We start from the raw sequence: 16,216 nt of genomic DNA, 5'->3' as shown, positions 1-16,216 counted from the left end.
GCCCACCGGAGCGCGATGAAGTTGCCGATTGCTGACACACTGGAACAGTGCGAATAGACCTTCACACCCACTCCAACGCATCGGACGGCACCGATACCCCGGCTGCCCTCATGCGCGCCGCAGCCGACGCCGGACTCGACGTCGTCGCCATCACCGATCACGACACGACTTCGGGCTGGGCCGAGGCGGCGCAGGCCTTGCCGGCCGGCGTCAGCCTGGTTCGTGGGATGGAGATGTCGTGCGAAGGTCGAGGTGAGCGTGGTTGGCCGGTCGCTGTACATCTGCTTGCGTACCTGTTCGATCCGACGCACCCCGAATTCGCAAAAGAACGTGAGCGACTGCGCGCCGAACGCGTCGAACGTATCCGGGTGATGACGACCATGATGGCGCGTGACGGTCTGCCCGTCGATCCCGATCAGATCCTCGCCGACGCCGGTCCGTCCGTCGGACGCCCGCACGTCGCAGCGGCCCTGATGCGAGCGGGAGTGGTGTCGAGCATCAGTGAGGCTTTCTCCGACCTGTTGTCCAGTCGAGGGCGATACGACGTTCCCAAGTACGACACTCCGCTCGAGTACGCCGTCGAACTGGTGGCAGCGGCCGGGGGAGTAACTGTCCTTGCGCATGGACGGGCGCGTTCGCGCGGCGGATTGCTTGCGCTCGACCACATCCGTGATCTGGCCGAGCTGGGTCTCGGGGGTCTCGAAGTCGATCACCCGGACCATCGCAGCGACGATCGTGACGTCCTGCGCCGCCTGGCTGTCGACCTCGGTTTGGCAGTCACCGGATCCTCTGACTACCACGGCGAGAACAAGACGATCGGACTCGGCGACGAGCTCACGGACGAGGCCGAGTTCGACAAACTCGTCTCGGCTGCCACCGGCGTGGAGGTACTGGGGCGCTGATGCTCGACACCACGCTCTACCTCACCGTGTTCATCACGCTGTTCGTGATCATGGACCCGCCCGGAGTCATCCCGGTGTTCTTGTCACTGGTCGGCCGCAAAAGCCGTGAAGATCGCAACCGAGCGGCATGGCAGGCCCCCGCCGTCTCCCTGGCGGTCATCTCGGTCTTTGCCATCGGCGGTCAGGCGATCCTCAACTACCTCCACATCGGCATTCCGGCGTTGCAGGGCGCCGGCGGATTGCTGCTGCTTCTCATCGCACTCGAACTGCTGACCGGAAAGGCCTCCAACCGTCCGCAGGGAGCCGACGACGTCAACGTCGCACTCGTTCCTCTGGGAACGCCGATGATGGCCGGTCCCGGTGCGATAGCGGCCGTCATCGTCTTTGTCGCCCAGGCCGACGGTGAAGCGGCGTCGTATCTGGCGATCGCGTTGGCGATTCTGTCCATCCACCTCGTGCTGTTCGTGGTCCTGCGCTTCTCGACCGCACTGATCCGGATACTGGGCGAGGGTGGCATCAGTCTGCTGGCACGCATCGCCGGTCTTCTGCTCGCCGCCATCGCGGTTCAACTCATTGCGGAATCAGTCCGCGGATTCGTCGCGGGAGCGTAAGAGATGACATACGACGACAGGTACGACCGGAACGACAGGTACGAGGACGACTACCAGTACCAGGAATATCAGGACTATCAGTACGAAGACGATTACGACTATCCCGCCGACAAACGACAATGGCTGCTGGTCCGCGCTCTACGCGCCCTGAGTGGCACCGTGGCGGCCGGAATCGTGGTCTTGACACTCGTGATCATCGGTTCGGCATATCTGGGCGGCAACCGCGGATTCCCGGGTCCGGGAACAACGTCGATCACCGCGCACATTGCGGCCTCGGTGGTTGCTCTCGCCGCGCAGATCTGGTGCGACCGCAGGCGGGGTATCGCGGCGGTTGCCGGATCGGTGGTCGTGCTCGTGGTGGCGGGGCTGTTGTTGGTGACGCAGTGGTGGGGATGACTGGGTGGGGATGACACGGTGGGGATGACTGGGTGGGGATGACACGGTGGGGATGACGGCTCGGGTTCGAGTGTGGTGAGGAATCCGACCGCTTGGAGGATTTGATTGTGATCCGACTCTGGTGGCAAACTGGAGTTACTTCGAGGCGGCGCCACAGCCCGGCCCCGAAGTGCAGGTTTCGTCAGAATTTCTCCCGAAACCTAGATTGCATGGATACGCCAGGGCTCACCCGCCCCACACCATGACGCTTCGGATGTATTGCGGCCCACTTTCTCGCGCACGCCGAATGCTCTTCTTCTCAGTAGTCGTTCGCGGAAGAAATGATCTCTGACCGTTGTGAACGTAGTTTCGCAGCGGTCCGAAGGATTACTTCCCAGTAACCCAGCCCCGCTTGAGGCTGGACTAATCAGGAGTGTCATCGTGTCCCTCGTGACTGAAGCCATCAACGTACCCAAGGTCGAGTTGACCGACGAAGAAATCTTTGCCGCTCACGTCGGTGGCAAGCTCTCGGTCGAGACCACAGCACCGCTCGATACGCAGCGGGCCCTCTCGATCGCCTACACGCCGGGTGTTGCTCAGGTGAGCCGCGCCATCGCTGCAGACGAAACCCTCGCCGATCGATACACGTGGACCAACCGACTCGTCGTCGTGGTCAGCGACGGCACCGCGGTTCTCGGACTCGGCGACATCGGCCCCCGCGCGTCGCTGCCCGTCATGGAGGGCAAGTCGGCGCTGTTCAAGAACTTTGCCGGACTGAACTCCATTCCGCTGGTTCTCGACACCAAGGATCCCGACGAGATCGTCGAGACACTCATCCGACTGCGTCCGAGCTTCGGCGCGGTCAACCTCGAGGACATCTCGGCGCCGCGTTGCTTCGAGATCGAGAAGCGCGTCATCGAAGCTCTCGACTGCCCTGTCATGCACGACGATCAGCACGGAACCGCCATCGTGGTCCTCGCGGCACTCAAGGGCGCCGTGAAGGTCCAGAGCCGCGACATCACCACACTCAAGGTCGTCATCTCCGGCGCCGGCGCTGCGGGTGTTGCCTGCGCGAACATCCTGCTCGCCGCCGGAATCAGCGACGTCATCGTGCTGGACTCGAAGGGCATCATCTCGGGTGAGCGCAGCGACCTCAACGACGTGAAGGCAGAACTCGCGGCCCGCACCAATCCCCGTGACCTGCATGGTGGTGCCATCGAGGCTCTCGAAGGTGCTGACGTGTTCCTCGGTGTCTCGGCGGGCAAGATCCCCGAGGAGCTCATCGCTTCGATGGCTCCCGAGTCGATCGTGTTCGCACTCTCCAACCCGGACCCGGAGATTCACCCCGAAACCGCGTCGAAGTACGCGGCGATCGTGGCGACGGGCCGTAGTGATTTCCCGAACCAGATCAACAACGTTCTTGCCTTCCCCGGTGTCTTCAAGGGCGCGCTCGACGCCGGCGCCCGTCGCATCACCGAAGGTATGAAGCTCGCTGCCGCCGAGGCAATCCTGTCGGTGGTCGGCGACGAGTTGGCGGCGGACAAAATCGTCCCCAGCCCACTCGACCCTCGCGTGGCACCCGCAGTAGCGGAAGCCGTCGCGGCCGCAGCGCATGCTGAGGGCGTGACCAGCTAAGAGGGACTACGAAAGCCCCGATCGGAACCCGCACACAAGGTTCCGATCGGGGCTTTTTCGTGTGTACCGAGAGCTACAGACGAGTGAGGTCGGGTGTTCGGCGTAGCCTGCCGGTGCCGGGAACCGATGCCCAGACCACCAGCGCCAGTAAGCCGTCCACGACGAGAGCCACAACCGCGACCAGGATTGCGCCGACGACCACTCGGTCGTACTTGTAGAGCGCGAGACCGTCGAAGATGTACCGGCCGAGGCCGCCGAGGTTGACGTAGGCGGCGACCGTTGCCGTGGCAATCACCTGCAGTGTCGCGTTACGCAGTCCGCCGAGAATCAATGGCAGCGCATTGGGTATCTCGACGCGGAAGAGCACTTGGAGTTCGGTCATACCCATCGCCCGTGCGGCCTCGACGACGCCACGGTCGACGCTGGCGATTCCGGCGTACGTGCCGGCGAGTAGTGGGGGAATACCAAGAATGACGAGGGCGAGAATCGGCGGCATCACTCCCAGACCCATGAGAAGAACGAGGAAGGTCAGCAGGCCGAGAGTGGGCAGTGACCGCAGTGCGTTGACCAGACTGACGACCACGATCTCACCGCGACGCAGATGGCCGATGAGTAATCCGATGGGCACCGCGATCACAGCCGAAAGTGCCACGGCCAGAACGCTGTACCAGAGGTGCTGGAGGATGCGGGTGCCGATTCCGGTGTCGCCGCTCCAATTTCCGGGATCGACGATGAAGTCCCAGGCCCCGGTGAAGATGCTCATACGGGTTCCCCCTCGGCTGACAGGACGGCGGGAACCTTCGACGAGGTCGACGTTCTGGTCCACGGGGTCAGGAATCGGCCGATCAGATAGAGGATCAGATCGAGCGCCAGTGCCAGCACGACGATCGCGATGATGCCCGCAACGATCTGGTCGGGATAGTCGCGGTCGTAGCCTTGTTTGAACAGGACTCCAAGCCCGCCGATTCCGATCAGAGATCCGACTGACACCAGCGAAATATTGGTAACGGCAATAACTCTGATGTTCGCGATCATCACCGGCAGCGCCAATGGCAACTCGACCGTCAGAGCGCGTCGTAGTGGTGTGAAACCGACGGCGGTGGAGGCGTCGATGACGTTGTCCGGCACCGAGTCGAGTGCTTCGGGTACTGCCCGGATGAGCAGTGCCGTCGCATACACGCTGAGTGCGATCACGACGTTGAGAGGATCAAGGGTCTTGAGTCCGAACAACTGGGGGATGGTGACGAACAGCGCGAGCGACGGAATCGTGAACGCAATGCTCGCCAGGGTCAACGTGATTCGGCGCAGCCATCTGACGTTGCGGATCGCTGTTCCGACCGGAACGGCAATCAGGAGACCGATCAGCAAAGGAAGCAGTGCCAGATACAGATGGGTCTTCGAGTAATCCACGACCGTCGAGAAATTGTCGATGAGCCAGCGCATGCCGCTACGACCCGAATCCCTCGGTGAAGGCGACGCGGTTGCGTTCCTCGTCCTCGCGTCGACGCTGATCTGCCAATTTCGCAACGACTTCGGAACCGAGGATCCCGCCGATGACCGCGCCCTCGCCGTCGACGGCAACACCGATACCGGAAGGCGACGAGATTGCCGCATCGAGTGCTTGGCGGAGATCGCCGCCGGGGGAGAACAGCGAACCACCGGCAGACGTCGACTGAGCAAGGGTTCGTCCCGAGCGCAGGCCTTCGACGCCGGTCACGTCGATCCATCCCTGCGGGGTTCCGTTGTCCGTGACCACGAGAACCCATTCGCCCAATTCGAGACGTAGAGCCTTCAATTCGTTCTCGACGGCCGTGCGTATGGGGTGCAACGGAACCTCGTCGGCAGCGCGGAACGACAATCCCCGATAGCCGCGATCGCGTCCGACGAATCCGGCGACAAAATCCGTTGCCGGAGCGGCCAACACGTCGCGAGGTGCCGCCACCTGCTGAAGCCGCCCGCCGGGACCGAAGACGGCAATGTGATCACCGAGTTTGACTGCCTCGTCGATGTCGTGGGTGACAAAGACGATCGTCTTCTTCAGTTCGCTTTGAAGACGGAGCATTTCGGTCTGCAGATCCTCACGCACCACCGGGTCGACGGCGCTGAAGGGCTCGTCCATCAACAGGATCGGCGGATCGGCAGCCAATGCTCGCGCAACTCCCACACGTTGTTGCTGCCCACCCGAGAGTTGCCCGGGATAGCGGGTGGCAAGGGAGATGTCCAGACCGACTCGTTCGAGTACCCCCAACGCGGCTTTGCGCGCGGCGCGGCGGGACTCACCGCGCAGTACCGGAACTGTTGCGACGTTGTCGATCACGGTGCGATGCGGAAGCAAGCCGGCGTTCTGGATGACGTACCCGATGCCGAGACGCAGTTTCACCGCGTCGGTCTGGGCGATGTCACGACCGTCGACGAAGATCTTGCCCGACGTCGGTGTGATCATCCGGTTGATCATGCGCATCGACGTCGTCTTGCCGCACCCGGACGGCCCCACGAACACCGTGAACGACTCGGCCTCGATGGTGAGATCGAGACGGTCGACGGCGGTGGGGCCGTCCGGATACTGCTTGGTGACGCCCTCGAAGGTGATCACGTGACTACGAGACCGGCTTGTCGAGGCCCTGCGCCGTCACCCACGCCTTGGCCGCCGCTGCCGGCTCCGTCTTGGTGTCGCCGGACACCTGGACGTTGAGTGCCAACAACTCTTCGGTGGTGAGCTTGGCGGACACCGCATCGAGGACTGTCTTCAACTTGTCGGAAGACTTCGACGCGCGCAGCACCGGCACCACGTTCTGAGCCGGGAAATTGTTCTTCGGGTCTTCGAGAACCACGAAGTTGTTCTCCGGGATGGAGGCCGACGTCGTGAAGATGTTTGCCGCGGTGATGTCACCGGAGGAGAGAGCCTTCACGGTTGCCGGTCCGCCGCCGTCGGCGATCGGAACGAAGTTGGCTGCTGAGATGTCGAGGCCGTAATTGGACTTCAAACCGGGCAATCCGGCTGGACGTTCCTGGAACTCGGCCGGAGCACCGAACTTGACCTCGGCGGAATGCGGAGCCAGATCGGCGATCGTCTTCAGGTTCCACTTGTCAGCGGTTTCCTTCGTGACAACGACGGCGTCCTTGTCCTCGGCGGATGCAGGCGTCGCAATTGCCAATTCCGACCCGAGAGCTGCGGGAAGAGCAGCGAGGACGTCAGCGGAGCTGGTGGCCGTGCTGTCGGGATCCAAGTACTGCAGGAGATTTCCCGTGTAATCCGGAATGACACTGATGGACCCGTCCTTGAGTGCCGGAATGTACGCCTCGCGGCTGCCGACGTTGAACGACGTGGACACATCGAACCCGTTGACACGCAGTGCTTCGGCGTAGATGTTGGCGATCGTCTCGGATTCGGTGAAGTTGGCGGAGCCGACGACGATCGCGTTGGGATCGCTGTTGGAGTCACCGTCGCTGCTACCGCACGCTGTCAGTGCAGTCAGAGAGACAACGGTTGCCGCGGCTACGAGCCAACGGTTGGAACGAAATCGTGAGGTGCGCATGAGCGTCCTTCCGGTTTTTCGGGCGTCCCGTGTTTCGGGCGTCGGAAACCATTCCCTTGTGGCGAAGCCACCCGAGTGACTTCGACGGCGCCGCCACCGAGTGGCTGCGTCAGGACTGGTTACCGCGCATCGCCCGACAAGTGTAACGATAGGTACCGACATGGCACGGTTTTCGATCCATGGGATTGGATGTGAGGATTTCGGTGAAGAGCACACGCACGAAGTATTCGACTGTTGTTGCAGCACTGATGGTCCTGCCGATTCTCAGCGGATGCGCAAACGGTGATTCGGTGGTAGAGGGTGCCGAAGCGGAGTCTCGTGACCAGATCGTGGTGGCTGCTGACGCATCGGTGGAGAGTTCGGTGTTGGCCGAGGTGTATTCGACGGTGCTCTCCTCCTCCGGCCTGTCGGCTCGCGTCGAATCGGTGGGTGGTGGCCGAAACCAATCACTCGAGGCTCTGGACGCAGCGCGAGTCACTTTGGTGCCCGAGTTCACCGGCGCGCTGCTCGATCACTACGACCCGTCATCCCCGGCCCGCAAGGCCGACGACGTCTTCGAAGCCTTGAGTCGCTCTCTGCCGGAAGGTCTTTCGGTCTCCGACTATGCGATGGCCGAAGATCGTGCGGTCCTCGCACTCGACACCGGATACGCACAGTCGTTGGGAGCGAAGACGATAGAAGCCTTTGCTCCTTCGTGTGCCGCGGCGAGGCCGCTCGTCTCCGCGAGATTCGTCGAGGACGGGGCAGTGGAACAGTTGGCCGAGGGCGCCGAGTGTGTCTTCGCCGGTGTCGATCAGGCAACGCCGGCAGACGTACCCGGTGCACAAGTATTCGGAACCACGACGCTGTCGGCGTTGGCACAATCCGATGCCGTCACAGTGCTCGCTGATTCGAATCACGTTCTGGCTGCGCAGAATGTCGTTCCGCTCTTTCGAGCGGGCGCACTGGGAGATTCGGCTGTCAAGGCGCTCAGCGTCGTTGCCGGTGAACTGTCCACCACCGATCTCGCCGCAATGATCGAGCAGGTGCGGACCGGCAAGGCGTCAGCCTCGGAAGTCGCCCGCACCTGGTGGGACACCCGTCAGTGACATGGACGAAGTGGGGCACCCGTCAGTGACATGGACGAAGTGGGGCACCCGTCAGTGACATGGACGGAGTGGGCCACCCGTCAGTGACTGTTCGAGCCCACTGCTGAACTCGAATCATCCTTGGCGCGAATCAGTTTCGATGCGATGAACTGGCCGAGGTCGGAAACGGCGTCTGCTGCTTCCTTCACCAGTGACGCCTGTGCGTGAGCCACGTGCCACAGTCTTGCGTACTCGACCAGGGACACGTCGACGCCGGCAGCGGAGAGCTTGTCGGTGAACGTCATGATCTGCGGGTAAAGGACTTCCTCGGAACCGACGTGAATCCTGGTGGGTGGCAACCCGTCGAGCTTGCCGTGCATCGGTGCGTAGCCGGGATCAGTACGGTCGACTCCGGCAAGGTAGGCGTCGGCGGCGTCGAAGGACCACGCTGTGTTGACCACCAGGTCGGCCTTTTTGGTGGCACCCCGATCGCCGGGATCGACCCACGGTGAGATCAGGGCAAGCGCGCCGGGGGTCACGCCGTGACGCTCGATCAGACGAATAGCGGTCGCCGCGGCCAGGCCGCCACCGGCCGAATCGCCGGCGATGGCAACGCGGTCTTCCGAATAGTCGAACTCGGTGACCAACTGCATGAAGGCCGAGACCGCGTCGTCGAGAGCGGCGGGATACGGATTCTCCGGCGCGAGACGGTAGTCCAAGGTGAAGACCGCACTGGACGACTCACGGGCGAGATGAGCTGCGAGAGAACGGTGTGTGGACAGCGAACCGAGCGTGTACGCCCCGCCATGCAGGTAGAGAACTGCGGTGGGGCGCTCGGTTGCGCCGACGGTGATCTTCTCTGCCGGTCGGCAAGCCAGCTCCAGCGGGCGCACGACGGCACCCGCTGGAACCTGCTGTAGCGGTGCCCCGGCCTCGAGCAACAGACGTTGAATCCGATACGGCAGCCGCGAGTTGAAAGCCAGACGGAAGTACGGCTTCAACAAGAATGCGACCACGGGCAGCGGAAGGGTGAACGTGCTCACCGGCAGGGCTCCTGACTCTTTGTGCGAACTGCGCTGTGAAACGAACTGCGCTGTGAAACGAACTCAGCTGGACTTGGGCATCATTCGGCCGGCGACGATCGCGACGATGCGCTGGTAGCCCGATCCTACGAGGCGAACCCAGGCGTCGAGTGCGATTGCGTCCATCCCGATGAGAACTCGCGGCTTGCTCTTGCGAACGCCGTTGACGATCGTCTTGGCGGCATCTTCCGGAGTGGTGCGCGCGAGCTTGCGGTCGAAGAACTCGGAGAAGACCGCAAGATCTTCACCCGGGCCTGCGGTGGCGTTGCGTGCGATGGCGGTCTTGATTCCGCCCGGGTGCACACAGGTCACCTTCACCGGGTGCTTGGCGATCAGCATTTCCTGGCGAAGCGACTCGGTGAAACCGCGAACGGCGAACTTGGCCGAGTTGTATGCGCTCTGACCCGGCATCGACAGCAGACCGAAGAGGCTCGACACGTTCACGATGTGCCCGTCACCGGAGGCGATGACGTGGGGAAGGAATGCCTTGGCGCCGTTGACAACTCCCCAGAAGTCTACGTCCATGACACGTTCGAAGTCCTTGAACTCGGACTTCTCGAAGGTGCCGTGGTAGGCGATTCCGGCGTTGTTGTAGATCTGGTTGACCTTGCCGAAATGGGCGACAACCGCGTCGGCGTACTCGAGAACCGCTTCGCGCTGGGTGACGTCGAGATGGTCCGACTTCACCTCGGCGCCGATGGCTTCCACCAGACGCGTTGTCTCGGCGAGCCCGATGGTGTCCACGTCGGAGATTGCCAACTTGGCGCCCTGGCCGGCCAGGTTCAGTGCTAGTGCGCGACCGATGCCCGATCCCGCTCCGGTGATGACTACGACCTTGCCTGCAAAATCACTCATTGTGCTACTGCCTTCTCGTCGTCGAGGTCGATCTGTGAAGTGGTCGCGGTGCCGACGGCGCCGAGATCCGAGGTGGCGACGCTGCGGTATGCCGCGAGGTCGAAATGCTTGGTGGCATTGCGGAACTGGAAGGTGAAGCCAGGCCACAGGGTGGTGTTGTTTCCGTGCTTGTCCATGTACCAGCTGGCGCAACCGCCGTTGTTCCACACGCTCTTGGACATAGCTGCCTGCAGGTCCTTGTTGTACTTGTCCTGCTTGTCCTTGCGCACCTCGATGGTGCCGATGTCGTACTTGTCGATGGTGGCGATCGCGTCGACCAGGTAGTTGATCTGCGACTCGATCATGAAGACCATCGACGAATGTCCGAGGCCGGTGTTGGGTCCGACGAGGAAGAACATGTTGGGGAAGTTGGCAACTGCCGCGCCCTTGTATCCTTGCATGCCGGTCTCTTCGAAGACCTCGGCGAGCGAGCGTCCGTCCTTGCCGAAGATTCCCGCGAAGGTGGGGGAGTCGGTGACGTGGAATCCGGTCGCCACGACGATGGCATCGATCTCACGCGTGGTGCCGGTCTTCGAGACGATCCCGTTGGCGGTGACCTCCTCGATGCCTTCGGTCACCAGGTCGACATTGTCCTGGGCGAGGGTGGGGAAGTAGTTGTTCGAGATCAGCATGCGCTTGCAGCCGATCTGGAAGTTGGGCATGACCTTCTTGCGAAGATCCTTGTCCTTGATCTGGGCCTTCAGGTGACGCTCGGCGGCGAACTGCAGCGGCTTCATGAAGACCGGCGCCTTGGCCAGGCCGACGACCTGCGTCTCTCGCATCCAGTAGATACCGGTGCGGCACAACTTCTGGAAGCCGGGGAGGTACTTGAACGCGAGGTGCTCGATCTTGGTGTACTCGCGGTCTGCGCGGGGCAGGATCCACGGCGCCGTGCGCTGGTACACGTCGAGATGCGAGACCTTCTTGCCGATGGCCGGCACGATCTGGATGGCCGAGGCGCCGGTTCCGATGACGGCCACACGCTTGCCGGTCAGATCGGCGTCGTGGTTCCAACGCGAGGAGTGGAAGATCTCGCCCTTGAAGCCGTCGATGCCCTTGATGTCCGGAAGTGAAGGCTCACACAATGCGCCGACGGCCGAGACGACGATCTTTGCGACGAATTCGCCCTTGTTGGTGCTGACGTGCCACCGAGCAGACGCCTCGTCCCAGCGTGCGGAGAGAACATCGCAGTCGAAGATGTGCTTGTCGAGCACCTTGTGGCGGTTGGCCACCGACTGGATGTACTTGTAGATCTCGGGCTGAGTGGAGAAGGAGCGCGTCCACTCCGGATTGAGTGCAAAAGAGTACGAGTACAAATGCGACGGCACGTCACACGCGGCGCCCGGGTAGCTGTTGTCACGCCAGGTTCCGCCGACGTCGTTGCCGCGCTCGAGAACGACGTAGTCCGTGATGCCGGCCTGTGCCAGTTTGATCGCCGCACCGAGACCGGCGAAACCACTGCCGATGATCAGTGTGCCGACGTGGCGAGTATCCGCGGCAGGTGCTGAGGTATCTGTAACTGGAAGACTCATGTAGGGAACGATATGCCTTTATTGAGTCACGGTCAATAGCTTATTGACGAATATTCAGTAGTCTATTGAGCATGGACGCAGTAAAGCGAACGCGGCTCGACCCTGCGCAACGCCGAGCGCAACTCATCGACCTCGGGGCGCGGATGCTGGCCGAACGGCCGCTCGAACAGATTTCCGTCGAGGACATCGCCGATCAGGCTGGTGTCTCGCGGGGGCTTCTGTTCCACTACTTCGCGTCGAAAAGCGAGTTCCATCTGGCGATCGTCCGACACAGCAGTGAACAGATGCTCCAGCGCACCGAGCCGAGCGAGTCGGACGATCCGATGCTCACCCTCCGCTCGGTGCTGGCGTCGTACGTCGACTACGTGACCGAGAACCGCAATACCTACGTCTCGCTGCTCCGGGGGACCGCCAGCGGGGATCCGCAGATGCGTGAGGTGTTCGAGCAGACTCGCGACATCATGGCCAAGAGAACCCTCGATCAGCTCCCGAAGATCGGCCTGACTCGAACACCTCAGGTGGAGTTGGCCGTTCGCGGTTGGATCGCGTTCGTCGAGGAAGCCACCATCAGTTGGCTCCGAGCGCCCGCCATCACCCGCGAGGAACTGATCGACCTGACGGTTCAGTCGTTGCCCGCGTTGGCACTGGCCGCCGTCGGCTTCGATGCCGGGCCGGATCTGGGTCTGCTGCAATCGAATTGACGTGAACGCAGAAAGGCCGGGCCCCACACTCCTTGCGGAATGTGGGGCCCGGCCCTTGTCAAATTACTGAGATCAGTTGGTCGGCAGGAACGCCTCGTCCAAGATCTCCTGCTGCTCCACCGCGTGGACCTTGCTCGATCCCGAAGAGGGAGCGGACATCGGACGACGCGAGATGCGCTTGATACCGGTCAAGGTCTCCGGCAGAAGGTCCGGCAGAGCCAGCCCGAGGAACGGCCACGCACCCTGGTTTGCGGGCTCTTCCTGGACCCAACGGAACTGATCCGCATTCGGGTAACGGTCCAGGGTCTCCTTGAGGCGACGCTTCGGCACGGGGTAGAGCTGCTCCATGCGCACGATGGCGATGTCGTCACGCTCGTCCTTGTGCTTCTTCGCCAGGAGTTCCCAGTACAGCTTGCCGCTGACCAGCAGAACCCGCTTGACCGATTCGCGTGCGCTTTCGCCGCTCTCGTATGCCGGCTCCTCGAAGACCGAACGGAACTTGCCCGTCGTGAAGTCCTCGACGTTGCTGACGGCAGCCTTGTTACGCAGCATCGACTTGGGCGTGAAAACCACCAGCGGACGGCGGATGCCGTCGAGGTGATGGCGACGCAGCAGGTGGAAGTAGCTGGCCGGAGTCGACGGAACCGCAACGGTCATCGAGCCTTCTGCACACAGCTGAAGGAAACGCTCGATGCGACCGGAGGTGTGGTCCGGACCCTGACCCTCGTGACCGTGCGGCAGGAGCAGCACGACGTCGGAGAGCTGACCCCACTTGGCCTCACCCGAAGAGATGAACTCGTCGATGATGGTCTGCGCGCCGTTGACGAAGTCACCGAACTGCGCTTCCCACAGGACCAGAGCGTCGGGGTTACCGACCGAGTAGCCGTACTCGAAGCCCAGACCTGCGTACTCGGTGAGTGCGGAGTCGTAGACCATGAACTTGCCGCCGTTTTCGGCGTCGGCAGCGATCTTGGCGATCGGGCTGTACTCGTTGCCGGTCTTGCGGTCGATGAGGACCGAGTGACGCTGCGTGAACGTTCCTCGCTTGGAGTCCTGACCCGCGAGGCGGATCAAGGCACCCTGCTCGGCCAACGAGCCGAACGCGAGCAATTCTGCGAACGCCCAGTCGACATGTCCCTCACGGGCCATCTCGCGGCGCTTCTCGGCAACCGGCTTGACGCGCGGGTGAACGGTGAAGCCGTCGGGGACGTTGACGAACGCATCACCGATGCGCTCGAGGACCTCGGGAGCGACAGCCGTGGTCAGGCGAGCCGGGGGAGTCTGGTCGAGTTCGACGGACTCGGACGGTTCGGGCTGGAACTTCTCGAGTTCACGGACCTCGTTGAAGACCCGTTCGAGCTGGCCCTGGTAGTCGCGAAGTGCGTCTTCGGCTTCCTTGAGCGAGATGTCACCGCGGCCGATGAGGGACTCGGTGTAGCTCTTACGAACGCTGCGCTTGGTGTCGATGACGTCGTACATGGCCGGCTGGGTCATCGACGGGTCGTCGCCCTCGTTGTGACCGCGACGGCGGTAGCAGATGAGGTCGATGACAACGTCCTTGCCGAACTTCTCACGGAAGTCGACGGCCAGCTGAGCAACCCAGACGCAAGCCTCGGGGTCGTCGCCGTTGACGTGGAAGACCGGTGCGGCGATCATCTTCGCGACGTCGGTGCAGTACTCGGACGAGCGTGAATGTTCCGGAGCGGTGGTGAAGCCGACCTGGTTGTTCACGACGATGTGCACGGTGCCACCGGTGCGGTAACCGCGAAGCAGCGAGAGGTTGAGCGTCTCGGCGACAACGCCCTGACCGGCGAATGCAGCGTCACCGTGCAGCATGAGCGGCAGGACGGTGAAGCCTTCTTCACCCTTGTCGAGGATGTCCTGCTTGGCGCGGACCAGGCCTTCGAGAACCGGGTCGACGGCCTCGAGGTGCGACGGGTTTGCGGTCAAGGAGACAGCGATGTCGTTGTCACCGAACATCTGGATGTACGTTCCGCTGGCACCCAAGTGGTACTTCACGTCGCCGGAGCCGTGAGCGGCTGCCGGGTTCATGTTGCCCTCGAACTCCGTGAAGATCTTGGAGTACGGCTTGCCGACGATGTTGGCAAGGACGTTGAGACGGCCACGGTGCGGCATGCCGATGACGACCTCGTCGAGCTGGTGCTCGGCGGCCTGGTCGATCACGGCGTCCATCATCGGGATGACTGCTTCTGCGCCTTCGAGCGAGAAGCGCTTCTGGCCGACGTACTTGGTCTGCAGGAACGTCTCGAAGGCCTCGGCGGCGTTGAGCTTGCTCAGGATGTACTTCTGCTGAGCGACCGAAGGCTTGGCGTGATGGCCCTCGACGCGGTCCTGGATCCACTGACGCTGATCCGTCTCGAGGATGTGCGTGTACTCGACGCCGACGTGGCGGCAGTACGCGTCGCGCAGCACGCTCAACACGTCGCGCAGCTTCATCTTCTCTTGGCCGTGGAAGCCGCCGACCTTGAACTCACGGTCCAGATCCCACAGCGTCAGGCCGTGGCTGATGACGTCGAGGTCGGGGTGGCTGTGGAACTTGTCCTTGACGAACTGCAACGGGTCCGTGTCGGCCATGAGGTGGCCGCGGTCACGGTATGCAGCGATCAGTTCGAGAACGCGGGTGTTCTTGTCGACAGCGCCTTCCGGCACGTCCTTGCGCCACCGCACCGGCTCGTACGGGTTGCCGAGCGCGTGGAAGATCTCGTCGTAGAACTCGTCGCTGATCAGCAGGTTGTGGATCGTGCGCAGGAAATCGCCCGACTCGGCACCCTGGATGATGCGGTGATCGTAGGTCGAGGTGAGAGTCATCAACTTGCCGACGCCCATCTCGGCCAGCTTCTCGTCGCTGGCGCCCTGGAACTCGGCGGGGTATTCCATCGCGCCGGCACCGATGATGGCGCCCTGGCCCTTCATCAGGCGAGGAACGGAGTGAACCGTGCCGATACCGCCCGGGTTGGTCAGCGAAATGGTGACGCCGGTGAAGTCTTCGCCGGTGAGCTTGCCTTCACGGGCGCGTCGGACGATGTCCTCGTATGCCGCGTGGAACTGGACGAAGTTCATCGACTCGGTGTTCCGGATGGCGGCAACTACCAGTGAGCGGTTGCCGTCCTTTCCGGGAAGGTCGATCGCGAGTCCGAGATTGGTGTGCTCGGGCGTGACCGCGTTCGGCTTGCCGTCGATTTCGGCGAAGTGCCGGTTCATGTTGGGGAACGCGTTGACTGCCTGGACGATCGCGTAACCCAAGAGGTGGGTGAACGAGATCTTGCCGCCGCGGGTACGCGCGAGGTGGTTGTTGATGACGATGCGGTTGTCGAACATCAGCTTCGCGGGGATGGCACGCACGCTGGTTGCAGTCGGGATCTCGAGCGAGAGCGACATGTTCTTGACGACTGCGGCTGCGGCGCCGCGGAGAACCTTGGTTTCCTCGGCTCCGCCGGCAGGGGCGGGCTTGGCAGTAGCGGCCGCGGGCTTGGCTGCTGCGGGCTGGGCCGGGGCGGCCTTGGCGGCGGGCGCTGCCGTCTTCGCGGGGGCCGGAGCGCCAGCCTTGGCAGCCGGCGCAGGAGGTGCGGTCTTGGGGGCGGGAGGCGTGGCCTTGGGAGCAGCAGGCGGAGCTACAACAGCGGCGGGTGCAGCCGCGTTGCCGTTCGAGGCAGTCCCGTTTCCACCTCCCGTGTTCGCCGAGTCCGGCGAGTAATCGGTCAAGAATTCGTGCCAACTGGGATCCACGGACGACGGATCGTCCTGGAAGCGTTGGTACATCTCGTCAACCAGCCACTGGTTCTGTCCGAATTGGGATGTAGAACTGCTGCTCACGGCAGGTGTTCGCCTCGTTTCTATTTCGGTACCCGATCAGAGCGCCT

Annotated in this window: 14 protein-coding genes; 6 read left to right on the top strand and 8 right to left on the bottom strand. The window is 62.7% G+C overall.

Annotation, left to right across the window (positions count from 1 at the left end; genetic code table 11):
- Window positions 1-47 precede the first annotated feature (47 nt).
- The 4 genes from ACBG85_RS19640 to ACBG85_RS19625 all read left to right on the top strand — a co-directional run bounded on the left by ACBG85_RS19640 (window position 48) and on the right by ACBG85_RS19625 (window position 3,523).
- Window positions 48-902: a PHP domain-containing protein gene (locus ACBG85_RS19640; protein ID WP_007736119.1), complete on the top strand. Its 855-nt coding sequence runs from the start codon at window positions 48-50 to the stop codon at window positions 900-902.
- Window positions 899-1,513 carry a MarC family protein gene (locus ACBG85_RS19635; RefSeq protein WP_164490628.1) on the top strand — a complete coding sequence of 205 codons (615 nt, stop codon included), beginning with the start codon at window positions 899-901 and terminating at the stop codon, window positions 1,511-1,513. The genes ACBG85_RS19640 and ACBG85_RS19635 overlap by 4 nt, the downstream gene beginning before the upstream one ends.
- 3 nt (window positions 1,514-1,516) lie before the next feature.
- Window positions 1,517-1,909 (top strand): hypothetical protein, encoded by a 393-nt coding sequence (locus ACBG85_RS19630; RefSeq protein ID WP_007736120.1) that lies wholly within the window; start codon window positions 1,517-1,519, stop codon window positions 1,907-1,909.
- A 420-nt stretch (window positions 1,910-2,329) separates the two neighbouring features.
- Window positions 2,330-3,523 (top strand): NADP-dependent malic enzyme, encoded by a 1,194-nt coding sequence (locus ACBG85_RS19625; RefSeq protein ID WP_003945072.1) that lies wholly within the window; start codon window positions 2,330-2,332, stop codon window positions 3,521-3,523.
- 73 nt (window positions 3,524-3,596) lie between these two features.
- Here ACBG85_RS19625 and ACBG85_RS19620 read toward each other — a convergent pair whose 3' ends face one another.
- The 4 genes from ACBG85_RS19620 to ACBG85_RS19605 are packed head-to-tail and all read right to left on the bottom strand — an operon-like array spanning window position 3,597 to window position 7,059.
- Window positions 3,597-4,286 (bottom strand): ABC transporter permease, encoded by a 690-nt coding sequence (locus ACBG85_RS19620; RefSeq protein ID WP_003945081.1) that lies wholly within the window; start codon window positions 4,284-4,286, stop codon window positions 3,597-3,599.
- Window positions 4,283-4,966, bottom strand: a complete 684-nt coding sequence (locus ACBG85_RS19615) for an ABC transporter permease (RefSeq protein ID WP_007736121.1) — start codon at window positions 4,964-4,966, stop codon at window positions 4,283-4,285. The genes ACBG85_RS19620 and ACBG85_RS19615 overlap by 4 nt, the downstream gene beginning before the upstream one ends.
- 4 nt (window positions 4,967-4,970) lie before the next feature.
- The gene (locus ACBG85_RS19610; protein ID WP_058037431.1) at window positions 4,971-6,116 is read right to left on the bottom strand and encodes an ABC transporter ATP-binding protein; all 1,146 of its coding nucleotides are present in this window, start codon (window positions 6,114-6,116) and stop codon (window positions 4,971-4,973) included.
- A 4-nt stretch (window positions 6,117-6,120) separates the two neighbouring features.
- Window positions 6,121-7,059 carry an ABC transporter substrate-binding protein gene (locus ACBG85_RS19605; RefSeq protein WP_003945094.1) on the bottom strand — a complete coding sequence of 313 codons (939 nt, stop codon included), beginning with the start codon at window positions 7,057-7,059 and terminating at the stop codon, window positions 6,121-6,123.
- A 203-nt stretch (window positions 7,060-7,262) separates the two neighbouring features.
- Here ACBG85_RS19605 and ACBG85_RS19600 point away from each other — a divergent pair, with 203 nt between their 5' ends.
- Window positions 7,263-8,147 carry an ABC transporter substrate-binding protein gene (locus tag ACBG85_RS19600; RefSeq protein WP_030536932.1) on the top strand — a complete coding sequence of 295 codons (885 nt, stop codon included), beginning with the start codon at window positions 7,263-7,265 and terminating at the stop codon, window positions 8,145-8,147.
- Window positions 8,148-8,227: 80 nt separating this feature from the next.
- Here the strand turns inward: ACBG85_RS19600 and ACBG85_RS19595 are convergent, their stop codons facing one another.
- The 3 genes from ACBG85_RS19595 to ACBG85_RS19585 all read right to left on the bottom strand — a co-directional run bounded on the left by ACBG85_RS19595 (window position 8,228) and on the right by ACBG85_RS19585 (window position 11,634).
- Window positions 8,228-9,169 (bottom strand): alpha/beta hydrolase fold domain-containing protein, encoded by a 942-nt coding sequence (locus ACBG85_RS19595; RefSeq protein ID WP_058037432.1) that lies wholly within the window; start codon window positions 9,167-9,169, stop codon window positions 8,228-8,230.
- 63 nt (window positions 9,170-9,232) lie between these two features.
- A complete protein-coding gene (locus ACBG85_RS19590) occupies window positions 9,233-10,063 on the bottom strand; it encodes an SDR family NAD(P)-dependent oxidoreductase (RefSeq protein WP_372024455.1) in 831 nt (276 codons plus the stop codon).
- Window positions 10,060-11,634: an NAD(P)/FAD-dependent oxidoreductase gene (locus tag ACBG85_RS19585; RefSeq protein ID WP_003945071.1), complete on the bottom strand. Its 1,575-nt coding sequence runs from the start codon at window positions 11,632-11,634 to the stop codon at window positions 10,060-10,062. The genes ACBG85_RS19590 and ACBG85_RS19585 overlap by 4 nt, the downstream gene beginning before the upstream one ends.
- Before the next feature lie 71 nt (window positions 11,635-11,705).
- Here ACBG85_RS19585 and ACBG85_RS19580 point away from each other — a divergent pair, with 71 nt between their 5' ends.
- The gene (locus tag ACBG85_RS19580) at window positions 11,706-12,335 is read left to right on the top strand and encodes a TetR/AcrR family transcriptional regulator (RefSeq protein WP_007736130.1); all 630 of its coding nucleotides are present in this window, start codon (window positions 11,706-11,708) and stop codon (window positions 12,333-12,335) included.
- A gap of 72 nt (window positions 12,336-12,407) precedes the next feature.
- Here the strand turns inward: ACBG85_RS19580 and ACBG85_RS19575 are convergent, their stop codons facing one another.
- Window positions 12,408-16,169 carry a multifunctional oxoglutarate decarboxylase/oxoglutarate dehydrogenase thiamine pyrophosphate-binding subunit/dihydrolipoyllysine-residue succinyltransferase subunit gene (locus tag ACBG85_RS19575; RefSeq protein WP_058037433.1) on the bottom strand — a complete coding sequence of 1,254 codons (3,762 nt, stop codon included), beginning with the start codon at window positions 16,167-16,169 and terminating at the stop codon, window positions 12,408-12,410.
- Between the last annotated feature and the right edge of the window lie 47 nt (window positions 16,170-16,216).

This window comes from Rhodococcus sp. NyZ502, assembly GCF_041464245.1.
Lineage (GTDB): Bacteria > Actinomycetota > Actinomycetes > Mycobacteriales > Mycobacteriaceae > Rhodococcus_F > Rhodococcus_F qingshengii.
This window is presented reverse-complemented; position numbering and strand designations above follow the sequence as displayed.

Bases quoted from the DNA above. Each gene is read 5' to 3' on its own strand.
- ACBG85_RS19630 (WP_007736120.1), top strand. From the start codon at position 1,517: ATGACATACGACGACAGGTACGACCGGAACGACAGGTACGAGGACGAC.
- ACBG85_RS19620 (WP_003945081.1), bottom strand. From the start codon at position 4,286: ATGAGCATCTTCACCGGGGCCTGGGACTTCATCGTCGATCCCGGAAAT.
- ACBG85_RS19615 (WP_007736121.1), bottom strand. From the start codon at position 4,966: ATGCGCTGGCTCATCGACAATTTCTCGACGGTCGTGGATTACTCGAAG.
- ACBG85_RS19605 (WP_003945094.1), bottom strand. From the start codon at position 7,059: ATGCGCACCTCACGATTTCGTTCCAACCGTTGGCTCGTAGCCGCGGCA.
- ACBG85_RS19590 (WP_372024455.1), bottom strand. From the start codon at position 10,063: ATGAGTGATTTTGCAGGCAAGGTCGTAGTCATCACCGGAGCGGGATCG.
- ACBG85_RS19585 (WP_003945071.1), bottom strand. From the start codon at position 11,634: ATGAGTCTTCCAGTTACAGATACCTCAGCACCTGCCGCGGATACTCGC.
- ACBG85_RS19580 (WP_007736130.1), top strand. From the start codon at position 11,706: ATGGACGCAGTAAAGCGAACGCGGCTCGACCCTGCGCAACGCCGAGCG.